The sequence below is a fragment of the Chryseobacterium sp. Leaf404 genome (assembly GCF_001424145.1).
GTDB lineage: Bacteria > Bacteroidota > Bacteroidia > Flavobacteriales > Weeksellaceae > Chryseobacterium.
Map to the genome: position 1 here is coordinate 97,782 of NZ_LMQM01000013.1, position 13,116 is coordinate 110,897.

Annotated in this window: 13 protein-coding genes; 6 read left to right on the forward strand and 7 right to left on the reverse strand. The window is 36.9% G+C overall.

Annotated elements, in window-relative coordinates; genetic code table 11:
• Window positions 1–84 precede the first annotated feature (84 nt).
• The gene (gene dusB / locus ASG31_RS14735) at window positions 85–1,086 is read left to right on the forward strand and encodes a tRNA dihydrouridine synthase DusB (RefSeq protein WP_056034328.1); all 1,002 of its coding nucleotides are present in this window, start codon (window positions 85–87) and stop codon (window positions 1,084–1,086) included.
• A 238-nt stretch (window positions 1,087–1,324) separates the two neighbouring features.
• Here the strand turns inward: dusB and ASG31_RS14740 are convergent, their stop codons facing one another.
• Both ASG31_RS14740 and ASG31_RS14745 read right to left on the reverse strand, forming a co-directional pair.
• Entirely contained in the window at window positions 1,325–1,573 is a 249-nt protein-coding gene (locus ASG31_RS14740; RefSeq protein WP_056034331.1) for a hypothetical protein, read from the reverse strand.
• 71 nt (window positions 1,574–1,644) lie between these two features.
• Complete coding sequence (locus ASG31_RS14745) at window positions 1,645–2,532, reverse strand: mechanosensitive ion channel family protein (RefSeq protein ID WP_056034334.1); 888 nt, start codon at window positions 2,530–2,532, stop codon at window positions 1,645–1,647.
• 99 nt (window positions 2,533–2,631) lie between these two features.
• Here ASG31_RS14745 and ASG31_RS14750 point away from each other — a divergent pair, with 99 nt between their 5' ends.
• A complete protein-coding gene (locus tag ASG31_RS14750; RefSeq protein WP_056034338.1) occupies window positions 2,632–3,267 on the forward strand; it encodes a peroxiredoxin in 636 nt (211 codons plus the stop codon).
• 93 nt (window positions 3,268–3,360) lie between these two features.
• Here the strand turns inward: ASG31_RS14750 and ASG31_RS14755 are convergent, their stop codons facing one another.
• From ASG31_RS14755 to ASG31_RS14765, 3 genes are all read right to left on the reverse strand, one after another.
• Complete coding sequence (locus ASG31_RS14755) at window positions 3,361–3,954, reverse strand: hypothetical protein (RefSeq protein ID WP_056034342.1); 594 nt, start codon at window positions 3,952–3,954, stop codon at window positions 3,361–3,363.
• Window positions 3,955–4,032: 78 nt separating this feature from the next.
• Window positions 4,033–4,548: a hypothetical protein gene (locus tag ASG31_RS14760; protein ID WP_056034344.1), complete on the reverse strand. Its 516-nt coding sequence runs from the start codon at window positions 4,546–4,548 to the stop codon at window positions 4,033–4,035.
• Between the two features lie 94 nt (window positions 4,549–4,642).
• A complete protein-coding gene (locus ASG31_RS14765; RefSeq protein WP_056034347.1) occupies window positions 4,643–6,901 on the reverse strand; it encodes a TonB-dependent siderophore receptor in 2,259 nt (752 codons plus the stop codon).
• Between the two features lie 153 nt (window positions 6,902–7,054).
• Here ASG31_RS14765 and ASG31_RS14770 point away from each other — a divergent pair, with 153 nt between their 5' ends.
• Window positions 7,055–8,113, forward strand: coding sequence for a Gfo/Idh/MocA family oxidoreductase (locus ASG31_RS14770; protein WP_056034350.1), 1,059 nt, complete (start codon window positions 7,055–7,057; stop codon window positions 8,111–8,113).
• A 20-nt stretch (window positions 8,114–8,133) separates the two neighbouring features.
• Entirely contained in the window at window positions 8,134–8,292 is a 159-nt protein-coding gene (locus ASG31_RS18610; protein ID WP_157844476.1) for a hypothetical protein, read from the forward strand.
• Between the two features lie 73 nt (window positions 8,293–8,365).
• On the opposite strand, the gene ASG31_RS14775 is transcribed toward ASG31_RS18610, so the two are convergent.
• A complete protein-coding gene (locus ASG31_RS14775; protein WP_056034352.1) occupies window positions 8,366–10,285 on the reverse strand; it encodes an ABC-F family ATP-binding cassette domain-containing protein in 1,920 nt (639 codons plus the stop codon).
• Window positions 10,286–10,414: 129 nt separating this feature from the next.
• Here ASG31_RS14775 and ASG31_RS14780 point away from each other — a divergent pair, with 129 nt between their 5' ends.
• Window positions 10,415–10,933 (forward strand): DUF1761 domain-containing protein, encoded by a 519-nt coding sequence (locus ASG31_RS14780; RefSeq protein WP_056034356.1) that lies wholly within the window; start codon window positions 10,415–10,417, stop codon window positions 10,931–10,933.
• Window positions 10,934–10,974: 41 nt separating this feature from the next.
• Window positions 10,975–12,108, forward strand: coding sequence for a hypothetical protein (locus ASG31_RS14785; RefSeq protein ID WP_056034360.1), 1,134 nt, complete (start codon window positions 10,975–10,977; stop codon window positions 12,106–12,108).
• 127 nt (window positions 12,109–12,235) lie between these two features.
• On the opposite strand, the gene ASG31_RS14790 is transcribed toward ASG31_RS14785, so the two are convergent.
• Entirely contained in the window at window positions 12,236–13,099 is an 864-nt protein-coding gene (locus ASG31_RS14790; RefSeq protein WP_056034364.1) for a glycoside hydrolase family 25 protein, read from the reverse strand.
• Window positions 13,100–13,116 lie beyond the last annotated feature (17 nt).

Below are 13,116 nucleotides of genomic sequence, written 5' to 3' on the forward strand. Positions count from 1 at the left end.
AGGCTGATTTCCGCTTATTCTTACCGATAACAGCAATAGAAAATTTCAAAATGCTGAAAGTTTAGAATTTTGTAAATTTGCACCATGATAAAAATTGGCAACATAGAACTGCCGGAATTTCCGCTTTTGCTTGCACCTATGGAGGATGTGAGCGACCCGCCGTACAGAAGACTGTGCAAAATGCACGGTGCAGATATGATGTACTCAGAATTTATCTCTTCTGAAGGGTTGATCCGTGACGCGATGAAAAGCCGTAAAAAGCTGGATATCTTCGATTATGAAAGACCTGTAGGAATCCAGATTTTTGGTGGTGATGAAGAAGCAATGGCGATGTCTGCAAGAATTGTAGAGACTGTAAACCCCGATTTGGTAGACATTAATTTTGGTTGCCCAGTAAAAAAAGTGGTTTGCAAAGGCGCCGGCGCCGGAGTTTTGAAAGATGTTGACATGATGGTTCGTCTAACGAAAGCAGTCGTAAGTTCTACAAGCCTTCCTGTAACCGTGAAAACCCGTTTGGGATGGGACAGCAACTCAATCAACATCGATGAGGTGGCTGAACGTCTTCAGGAAACAGGAATTAAAGCTTTGACGATTCATGCAAGAACGCGTGGACAGATGTATAAAGGTGAAGCCGACTGGAATCACATCTCAAGAATCAAACAGAATCCCAATATTGAAATTCCTATTTTCGGGAACGGTGACATCGATTCTCCTGAAAAAGCACTGGAATATAAAAATAAATACGCTTGTGATGGAATCATGATTGGCCGTGCCGCCATCGGTTATCCCTGGATTTTTAATGAAATCAAACATTTCTTTGCCACCGGAGAAAATCTGGATGCACCGAAAATTGCAGACCGCCTTTTGGCAGTTCGACAGCACGCTGAGTGGAGTGCCGAATGGAAAGGTGAAAAACTGGGACTGATTGAAATGAGACAGCATTACAGCAATTATTTCAGAGGAGTTCCTCACTTTAAAGATTTCAGAAGAAAGTTTCTGGAAGTGTATTCTTTGGTTGAAATGGATGAAGTGATTAAAGAAACTCAGGAGTTTTACGAGGAGTTTCAGGCTGAGGCTAAGGTTTAGGTTAAAGTTAAGGTTAAGGTTAAGGTTAAGGTTAAGGTTAAAATTTAAGTAAAAGTGAATCAAGAAGTTTGAAAATAAACTGAGTTTCGGCTAAAAGATTATTTGAACTGAAATCTTTTTATTTGGCTGTTAAATATTAAAACTACCCTACCAGCGTCTTGAGGTCTTGAAGGTTTAAGAGATAAAAGCAAACCCATCAGATTTTGATGGGTTTATTCATTTTTTAATTATTTAAAAATTACTTTTTGATATCAGTTTTTACGTCCTGATAAGTTTTTTCTACAGCTTTAGCTCCTTTCTTTGCTGTTTTCTCTGTCCATTTTGCGCCTTGCTGCACACCTTTTTTGGTAGCATTGGCTCCTTTTTTAGCGGCATTTCCAACCGTCTGAGCGTCTTTTTTTACTGCCTGTTTTACAGACTCTTTTTCCTGTGCACTTGCAGAAAATGTAATAGCACAAACTGCGAATATTGAAACTAATTTTTTCATCGTTTAAAAAATTTTAAAATTTACTGACTAATGGCAATGCATTTTTCAAGCCATTTTTATTAAAAAACAGATCAGGACTCGTTAGACAACTGTGGTAATTCTGAATTTGCCCCTGAAATCTGAATGCTGGTGGGCGTTACGAGATGTACACCATCTGCATCAAAACGGTCTTTTATTTTTGTGAGAACATCATTTTTTACCAGAAGCATATTTGATCCCACCTTCATCCAAAACCTTACCTGAAGATTGAAAACTCCCTGTTTGAGATCTGTGTAGACCACATCTACATTTTCCGGACGGTCCAGCTCCTCTGTATTGCTGATGATCTCTAAAATTCCTTTTTTGGCTTTACTGATGTCTTCGTCTGCGGGGATTTCAAAGTTGAAAATAATTCTGCGCTGCGGTGATGCAGTGATATTGTAAAACGGGGCATTGAATATAACCTGGTTGGGTATAAATACTTTTTTACCGTCATCAGTGATCATTTTGGTAGTTAAAAGCCCAATATCCATAACGGTTCCGGAGTGATTTCCAATAGTGATGTAATCTCCAACTTTGAAAGCTTTATCAACACCGATGAGCATACCCGAAAAAATACTCGATACCAAATCTTTGAGAGCCACACCGGCAATAACCCCTGCAACCCCTAAACTCCCGATGAACTTCCACAGAAAACTGCTGAAACCTATAATTTCAAGAGTGATAAAAGTTCCGATAATAAGAATTACAAATCTGAAAACACTTATTGTAGTGGTGATAGATGCTTCCGCTGTGCTTTTTGGGAAAAATTTATGAAAAAGTTTAACGGCGAGTTTACTTAAATATTTACTCGTCAGAAGAAAAAATGAAAACACGATTGCACCCACAATCAACTTCGGGGTAAGCTGTGCAAAGGCAACATACCAGTTTTCAAGCACTTTGGTGATTGTATCAATGTACCCGTGAGGATTAAATTCCATAAGAATGTTTTTAATTTAAATTTAAACATTTTTTTTCAACAAAAATTTTGCCAGTTGGTTAAAGTCTATTAAATTTGTAGACTAATAAAACAAAATATTATGTCAATAAAACTGGGAGACACCGCACCGGATTTTACCGCAGATTCATCTTCAGGAGAAATTAAATTTTACGACTTTCTGGGAGACTCATGGGGAATTTTATTTTCTCATCCAGCAGATTTTACTCCGGTTTGCACAACAGAATTAGGTTTTACCTCAAAACTGAAATCAGAATTTGAAAAAAGAGATACAAAAGTAATCGCTTTGAGCGTTGACAATGTAGAAGATCACAAAAAATGGATTTCAGATATTAACGAAACTCAAAATACAGATGTACAATTCCCGATTATTGCTGATCAGGATAAAAAAGTTTCAGAACTGTATGATTTTATTCATCCCAATGCTTCTGCAACGGCTACTGTGAGATCTTTACTCATCATTGATCCTGAAAAAAAAGTTCGTCTTATTATTACTTATCCAGCTTCTACGGGCAGAAATTTTGATGAGGTTTTAAGAGTTTTGGATTCACTTCGGCTTGTAGACAATTACAAAGTGACCACGCCGGCCAACTGGAAAAATGGTGATGAAGTAATCGTTCCGCCCACAATTTCTACCGAAGATGCCAAAGAATTATATCCCAAAGGGGTAAGAGAGGTGAAACCTTATCTGCGTTTTACACCTCAACCCAACATCTAATCCTGGATTTTTTATTTATTATAGTTTAGTTTAATTGCAAAAGCGGCCTGAAAGTAATTTCAGACCGCTTTTATTTTTTTCTGATATGACAAATTATTTGCTCACGTCATTGATGACCTCTTTACCTTTTGAAGTTGGAAGGAAAATACTGAAACCTACGTTGAAAGTAATGTTTGAAGTAAGACCTTCATTACCAAATCCTGTGATTCCGGCATATTTTACCAATCCTTCAACACCAATGTTTGGCGTAATGAAGTAAGAATAACCAGGGCCTACACCGAAGTCTAAACCTGTGGTATTAGTACCTCCTTTTGTATTCTGTCCTCCGATACCTACGTTACCTTCAAAAAACCATCTTCCGTGATTCAGTAAGTTATCAACTCCCTGCTCTCCCGGAGAAAGATAGTAACGTCCCAAACCGCCAACACCGTAAGTAAATTTAGTACCTGAATCTTTTGTAACCTTTGATGTTCCCAATGTCACATAACCTCCAAGTGCTACATTATCTTTTACGAAGTATGCCGCTCTTGGCTGAATTGAAATATCATAACCTGCGTTAGTATTCAAACCGAATCTGCTTGACAATAAACTGCTACCAACCATCCAGTTACCCTCCTGAATTTGCGCGTTTGCTGTAGAAGTTAAACCTGCAACTGCCACCAATCCTGTAAAAATCAGTTTTTTCATAATATTTATTTTAATAGTTAATTTTTGAATTTATATTTCCACTATTCCAATAAATATGCCATGATAACCGGATATGTTTTATATCATAGTAAGAATAATCGCAATGATGAGGCCTGCTATGGCAAATTTTATCCCTTTTTTAAATGCTTTAGACTTAGGATTAAACATCCAGAAGCTGGAAATCACAAAGAAAAAAAGCGAGAATCCAAAGAAAGCGTTGAGCGGTGAAAGTGTTTCCTTAGACTGCGATTTGTGAAGCTTTGTCATTTTATCCAGTACAAAAGGAAGCTCTTTTTTTGTATATTTTACCTGTCCTGTAGCAGAATTGTAGGTTCCCTGTTTGAATTTCAAAACATCACCTTCTGTTTTTTCAACCTCAAAATTTTTAATCTTCAGTTCTTTACCTAGTCTTTTTTCGGATAAACCGGCTTCAATTTTTTTATCAATTTTAACCTCTTTTTTCAGAAAATCTGTGTCTCTGTAAATAAGCAGAACACCACTCACCGCGTAAACTGCCATAATTCCTGCCATAAAGTATCCCAGATAACGGTGCGTAATCCGCATAAAACTTCTGGTGTCTTTAATCTTATCCATATTTATTTATTTTTTATCGCTGTAAACTTCAAAAAGCAGAAGCTGATGGCTGCAACTTCCACTTTTTACTAAACTATAATCTAAACCCGGGGACTTAAAGCCTGTAGGTTAATGTAAAATAGTAATTTCTCGGGGTGATGGGATTCACCGAATAGTTTTCATGAACTGTATAGTTCTCCGCATCAAATAAATTCCCCACTTTTGCCTGGATCATAAACTTTTTCCACTCATATCCTGCAGACAGTGAAACCGTTGTATAGTCTGTAAGTTCGAATACTCTGCTTACGCCATTTCTGGCTGCTAAACTGTTTGATCCGGTTTTCGTATCATTCCACCCTGCCAGTCTGTCTCCGATGTAATACGCCGATGCACCGATTTTCAAACCTTTGACTCCCTGTGTAAAAGTGTAAAATAATGATAAGTTTGCAGTTGTAGCAGGCGTTCTTACCAGTCTTTGATTTTCTACGTAGCCTGTTTTATCCGGTGTATCCAGATACACAGAATTGTTGTAAGAAACTCCTCCAATAATTGAAAGATTTTTTGAAGGATTTCCTGTAATATCCAGTTCTACACCCCGGCTTCTCATTTTTCCTACAAATTCTTTTAAATTCCGTGGGTCTGTTGATGCCAAATTGGTTGCGGGATCTACAAATGCCTGATAAAAATCGCGGTAAGAAATCTGATACAGCGAAAGATTAAAAGCTACAGCATTATTCCAAAAATTTTTCTTTGCTCCCACTTCATACTGATCTACCGGTGAAGGCTTGAGAGATTGAAGTGTAGATACATCCAGCCCTGTATTGGCAACAAAAGAATTGGTGTAAGTAGCAAATACAGAGAGATTTTCGTTGGGGTTGTACACCAAGCCTACTTTGGGAGAAAGCGCCTGGTCAGAAGTTGCAGAATTATTGACTTCACTTTTCAGATTGGTTTTAAACTTTGTATTTAATGTCGGCATATTTTCGATATAAGACCACCGTATACCAGCTATTACTTTAAATTCTTTGGTAAGACTGACAAAATCCTGAGCATAAACCCCAATCCTTCTGGTATTCACCCGCGTTTTCTCTAATCGCTCAGATTCGGGCATTGCTCCACCTGTCCAGGTTGCAGGATTGTCTAAAGACAAAAGACCTGAACCTCCGTTTGTTCCGTAAAAATAGCTTGTACCATAGTTTTTATTATTGGTAGGATTAAAATAAGTATAAGCATCGCTCACGCCATAATCTGCGTCTGCACCTACCAAAATTTTGTGGTTAATGCTTCCGGTATTCAATTCACCATTCAGATTTACCTGTGCTGATGTATAGTTCTGTTCGTTATATGTTCTGTTCAGAGGCCTGTTCCATGTAAGTGCTGTTGCCGTTTTTGAGGCGTAAGACCACAGTACTCTTTCCGTAGAAAAATAATCTTTAGTGTAATTCTGATAAGACACTGTAGAATTTAAAGCCCAATTGTCATTAAACTGATGATTGAATGTAGCATTGGCAGAAACCTGCTCAACATCCTGAAACTGCCAGTCTGTTCCCAGGAAGACGTTTCTGCCCAATCCCGTATTTAGAGAGTAGCTCTTATCTCTGTTTTCCACAGATCCAATTCCGAAATCTGGCGTGAAACTGTTTTTAAGATAATCAGCTTCTACAATTAACTGGGATTTCGGACTTACATTAAATACAAAAGAAGGATTGAAATAATGCTTTTCAGACTGTACAACATCTCTGAAACTCTCTGCATATTCATAAGCACCATTTACACGGAATGCAATATTTTTACTCAACGGCCCATAGATATCAACTGTAGGTTTGTAAGAATTCCAGCTTCCGGCGTTTAAGCCTACAGTTCCTCCAAAATTAAATCTAGGCTTTTTTGTAATCATATTAATTACACCGCCTGCAGCCGTGTTCCCATAAAGCATTGCATTGGCACCTTTCAGCACTTCCACTCTCTCCAGACCGCTTACTTCAGGGAAGATACCGCTGCTGATTCGGGATCCGTTTTTAAACATATTATCGTTACCAAGAATAAAACCACGACCCCCGAAACTGTCCTGAGAATTCCCTCTGGACGATGTTACATACATTCCGTTTACATTCTGCAAAACATCACTCAACTGTCTCGATTGCTGCTGCTCAATAATCTCATGAGTAACAATGGCGATGGGCTGCGGAGTTTCCAGCACTGTGAGGTTAGACTTTGTAGTCATGGAAGTCGCCTTATTGGGGTTTCCGGTCTTATGTAGATTCACATCTTCAATAGTTGTAATTCTTAATGTGTCATTTTCCGTGTTCCTAAGCTGCGCTTGCACCGTTGCAGAAATTACGATGAGTCCTATGGTGATGATTTGCCTTTCCATTCGTTATTTAGAGTTATTTTAAATAATGGCAAATGTATGATTCTTGTTTAGAATAATTAAAAACAATTTTCTGACTTTTGTCATATTGTGCGTGGTATTTGGTTTTGAAAAGCTTCTCCTAAAATTTAGATATATTTGTCTAAAAATAAATCTATGCAACTTATAAAAACAGGTATCTGTGCGTTCGGAATGAGTGGAAAAGTTTTCCATGCCCCATTTCTGAAAGAGCATCCCGGTTTTTTTCTAAATGCGATCGTTGAAAGATCCAAAGAAGAATCTAAAGAGAAATATTCTGACGCTGTCATCTATCGCTCAGTAGAAGAAATGCTGCAGAATGCAGATATTGATCTGGTAGTAGTCAATACTCCGGTTCAGACTCATTTTGAATATACAAAACTTGCTTTAGAAGCCGGAAAAAATGTAATTGTAGAAAAACCTTTTACCATTAATGCAAAAGAAGCAGAAGACCTTGCAAAACTGGCTGCAGAAAAAAATCTTTTTGTTAGTGTTTATCAAAACAGGAGATTCGACAGAGATTATCTTCAGGTACAGAAGATTTTGAACGACAAAGTTTTAGGAAATATAAAAGAAGTTGAAATTCGTTTTGACAGGTTCAGAACTGAGGCGAGTGCAAAACTTCACAAGGAAGATCCTAATCTTTCAGGTTCAGGCTCGGTACACGATCTTGGTGCACACCTCATCGATCAGGCGGTTCAGCTTTTTGGCAAGCCTGAAAAAGTTTTTGCTGATGTATTTTCGATGAAGGGAAATGATTTTGCCAATGATTATTTTGAAATTCTTTTTTATTACGAAAATGAATTACGGGTTCGTTTAAAATCTTCAGTTTTCACCAAAGAAGATCATTACGCCTACAAAATTTTCGGTGACCAAGGCTGTTTTCTGCAGCAAAGATCAGATGATCAGGAAAACCAGCTTGTTGCAGGAGCAGTTCCTGAATACGGGAAAGAATGGACTGCACCACTCGGTTCTGCAGACGGAATTTTAAATATTTTTAATGAAAATTCTGAAACTGAAAGATCGCTCACATTAAGCGAACCGGGAAATTACATGAATTACTATCAGAACATTTACGAGCACATTGTTTTCGGATATTACCTGCCATCACCAGCAGAAGAAGTTGTAGTCAACATGAAAATTATCGACGCAGTTATTGAAAGTTCCAAACAGGGAAAAGTGATTGAATTGGTTTAAATTTAAAACAAAACTAAATTATGCAGAAAAGAAGTTCAAGTTTTACAGTGCTCGGATTGCTGTTTGTCATTATAGGAATTACGCTGATGGAGGATAATATTTATTTAAAATATGGATTTCTGGTTCTTGGAATTGCATTTCTTTCATACAGCATTTTTACAATGGTTAAAAAGAAATAATCAAAACTAAAAACGAGCTGTCAAATGATGAACAGCTCGTTTTTTTTTATGTTTAAATTGAAATAAATTCTGATTATTCTTCCTGAAGCTCAAGCCATCTCATTTCATGATTCTCCAGTTTTTGAGAAACATGTTCCAGATTGGCTGAAAGTTTTGAAATCTTATCGTAATCAGATTCGTTGCTCAGCTCATCTAAAATGGCCGCTCTCTTAGATTCCAGTTCAGGAATTTCTTTTTCGATTGTTTCCAGTTCACGTTGCTCTTTAAAAGACAGTTTCTTTTTAGCGGGAAGCTGGGAGCTGGGGGCTGGAAGAATTGTCTCAACTTTCTTAGCAGGTTCCTGTTTCTGAACAGCGGCTTCCTGCTTCCCTCTTCCGTCTTCCTGCTTCTTACTTCCATCTTCCAGCTTCTTATTTTCTCTGTATTCTGAAAAGTTTCCAATGAAATCTTTGATTTTCCCTTCTCCTTCAAATGCCAAAACGTGGTCTACAATTCTGTCCATAAAATACCTGTCGTGAGAAACGATAATTAAACTTCCCTGAAAATTTAAAAGAAAATTCTCCAAAACCGTCAGTGTAGGAAGATCAAGATCATTGGTAGGCTCATCAAAAATCAAGAAATTAGGATTTTGATATAAAATATACATCAAATGCAGTCTTCTTTTTTCACCACCCGAAAGCTTCGAAATCGGCGAATACTGTGTCTGATCATCAAATAAGAATAATCTCAAAAACTGCGATGCCGTGATGGTTCGTCCATTTGCCAAAGGGAAGTTTTCAGAAATATCTTTGATAAAATCGATAACTCGTTCTTCCTCTTTATATTTTAAACCTTTCTGAGAAAAGTATCCAAATTTAATTGTTTCGCCGGTTTCAATCTCTCCGGAATCTTTCGGTTCAAAACCCTGGATGATATTTAACAAAGTAGATTTTCCTGCTCCGTTTTTTCCTACAATTCCTACTTTTTCGCCGCGCTGGAATGAATAACTGAAATCTTTAAGCAACAATTTATCTCCATAACTTTTAGAAATAGCTTTAAGTTCCAGAATTTTATTGCCTAATCTTTTCATTTCAAAATCAAGCTCCAGTTTTTCTTTTCGGGTATCGGTTTTAGCAACCTTTTCGGTTTCATAGAAATCGTCCTGTCTGGATTTTGATTTTGTAGTTCTTGCTTTCGGCTGTCTTCTCATCCACTCCAGCTCCTTTCTGTAAAGGTTTTGAGCCTTGTCGATCGTAGAGTTCATATTATCCTCACGAATCATTTTATTCTCCAGATAAGTTGCATACGCACCATTGTGAAAATAAAGATTCTGGTCTTCCATTTCCCAGATAATTCCGCAGACTGCATCAAGGAAATAACGGTCGTGAGTTACAAGAAGAAGTGTAATTTTTGCTTTATTCAAATAACTTTCAAGCCATTCTACCATTTCCACATCAAGGTGGTTGGTAGGCTCATCCATAATTAATAGGGTATGGCGGTGCTCGGCTCTTGTTTCAGTCAACAGTTTTGCCAGTGCAACACGTTTGATCTGTCCACCAGAAAGCATTCCCATTTTCGCGGTCAGATCTGTGATTTTAAGCTGAGAAAGAATCTGGCTCATTTCATTTTCAAGATCCCATGCTTTATGAATTTCCATTTCAGCCAATGCTGTTTCCATTTCATCCGGATCTCCTGAAAGCAAGGCGTGGTGGTATTTTTTTAAAGCTAAAATAGGCGCAGAATCTAAAGTCATCATGAATTCCTCAATCGAGAGATCAGATTCAAAATCAATTTCCTGATCAAACAGAACCACCTGAATATCTTTGTTGATCACAACATTTCCGCTGTCTGCAATCTCTTTTCCCATTAAAATCTTGAGCAAAGTAGATTTCCCGCTTCCGTTTTTGGCAACGATGGCTATTTTGTCACCTTCGTTGATGTTGAAATTGATGTCTTTAAAAAGCGTTTTTATACCGTAAGACTTGGTAAGATTTTCTGCTGAAACGTAATTCATTATGATAAATGATATGTAATATTGATAATTGACTGCGAAAATACAAATTCAAAAGTATTTGCCCGCATTTGTGGGCTTGTATTATTTTTTAATGTAGATTTATGCTACAATTTTTTAAAACACAAAACTATGCTACAAACTAATTTTTTCGCAATTCTTGCCGCATCACTTATTCCTCTTATCACGGGCTTTATTTGGTATCATCCGAAGGTTTTCGGGACGGCCTGGATGAGGATTGCAGGTATCAGTGAAGATAAAATGAAGAAATCAAATATGGGTTTGATCTTTATTCTGTCGATATTTCTGTCAATTCTTATCGGTTTTTTTCTGCAGTTTGTAACGATCCATCAGTTTGGAGCTTTAGGAATGATTGGTGGTGATGAAACTCTTGCTAAAACGTCTTACACAACATTTATGAATGATTACAGAATGGCGTACAGATCATTTGGTCATGGTGCTTTGCATTCTTTTATGACAGGGATTTTCTTTGTTTTTCCACTTTTCGGAATCAATGCTGCATTTGAAAGAAAATCCTGGAAATATGTTTTGCTGAACGCAGGTTACTGGACGGTTACAATTACAATCATGGGTGGAATTATTTGCGGTTGGTATGCTGTTGACGGATTTAACCTTACCTCTCCAAAATAATTTACAATTAAAATAAAAGGTTACTTTTGTAGCCTTTTTTTATGGATTACACTTTTAAAATCTACCCGTCAGCAAAAGAGCTTCCCCTGGATTGGGAAAACTCTATTGCTCAACACAATACACTTCTTTCAAGACCTTATTTTGAAGTGCTTGAAGATGCAAAACCGGAAAATATGGAGTGTTTTTTTGCTGCATTTTTCTTTGGCGAAATTCTGATTGGTGGAGCGTTATTCCAATACTTAAGTTTTACGCATCACCAGACTTTTCAGAAAGGCGAAATCTACTGTGATGTTAAAAATTATTTAGCTAAAAAATTCAGCAAAGACGTCTTATTTGTTGGGAATAATATGCTTACCGGACAGAATGGTTTTTATTTCGACAGCGAAAAAATCACTACAAAACAGGCATCTGTTTTATTGGGCGAAGCGACAGAATATATGCAGAAGACTTACAGAAAGTCGTCTTTGATTATTTATAAAGATTTCCAGAGTAAGTTTATCGAACTTTTTCAGAGTAAAAATCACGACAAATATTTCAGGTTTTCTGTACAACCGAATATGATCTTAAAAATTAAAGATTCATGGGGAACTTTTGAAGATTATTTAAATGATTTTTCAACAAAATACCGCAGCAGAGCCAATACGGCGAGAAAAAAATCAAAAGAAACAGAAAAGAGAGAATTAGATTTAGTTGAGATTAAAAAACACAGCGAAAGAATCAATTTCCTATATCAAAATGTAGCTGATAATGCACCTTTCAATACATTTTTTCTTCCTGAAAATCATTTCTACAGACTCAAAGAATCGATGCAGGACAATTTCAGAATTTTTGGATATTTTCTTAATGAAGAAATGATTGGCTTTTATACTTTAATTCTAAATAATGATGACATTGATACCTATTTTTTAGGTTATGATAAAGAGATTCAAAAAGAAAAGCAAATCTACCTGAATATGCTTTTGGATATGGTAAAATTCGGGATCGATGAGAAATTTTCAAGAATTATTTTTGGCAGGACAGCTTTAGAAATAAAATCCACCATCGGCGCTGCACCTTTTGAAATTTTCGGATTGATAAAACACAATAATTTCATGATAAATCCCTTCATGGAAAGAATCTTCCCTTCAATTTCCCCAAAAACAGATTGGGTTCAGAGGAAACCGTTTAAGGATTAAACAATATAAATTAACCAAAAAGTCACAAAAGATTTAAATAAAGAGAGTTGTGAATTGCAAATATCCGTAGTTCAAAAAGTATAGTAAAAATAAGTTAATTTTCTTGCGCTCAACCTCAGCCTTAGCCTCAATCCAAAGTTAAACTTTTCAACGACCACAGACTTCCATTGTACAGATCCAGATCAACTTTGGTGTTGATGCCGTGCACAATTCCGTTTTCGGTAAATTGCCAAAAGTCAAAGTGATCATCGGGAGATGGCGTGGGAACATCATTGTAATTTGCTAACCAAAGAGGATAATCATCAAATTCACCTTTCAGAAAATCTTTGTAATAATGATAATAGGTGTAAATAATGGGCTTTTTGCCATACGTTTCCTCCACAATTTTACACCAGACTTTCAAATCTTCAACCAATTTTTCTTTGGATTTTTTCCTCGGAATTTTTTCAATATCCAGAATTGGTGGAAGATCGCCTGATTCAAGTTTCACATTTTCAAGAAAGTTATTGGCTTGCCTTACAGGATCTTCATCAGCACGGTAAAAATGGTAAGCCCCACGAATCATCTCATGTTTTTTTGCTTTTTCCCAAAAATCATTGAAATGTTTATCAGCATTGCGGTTGCCCATCGTTGCTCTCATCACCACAAACTCCAGCGGAATGGTTTTATTGCCGATGCTTAAACTGTCCCAAGTGATATCTTCTTTATTCTGGTAGTGCGAAATATCAAGTCCGTAAGTTTTATCTAAATTTTCGCTGATGATTTTCTGAATTCTCGCAGCTTCACGCTCAGAGTTTTTTAGTTTTTTGTGTGAGGTTTTATTAAAATACAGAGCATAATAATAAGAGATTTTCTGTTTTAGAAAAAAACCGGTTCCCAAAAGCGTCAACGCAAGCACAGCCAGCACAATAATCCTGCGGAGATTGGCTCTTTTGCGGGTGTTTTTATGGCGTTTTGCGGCAACTTTTCTGGTGTAGTTTTTTCTTTTCATCAGAGTACAAAACTAAG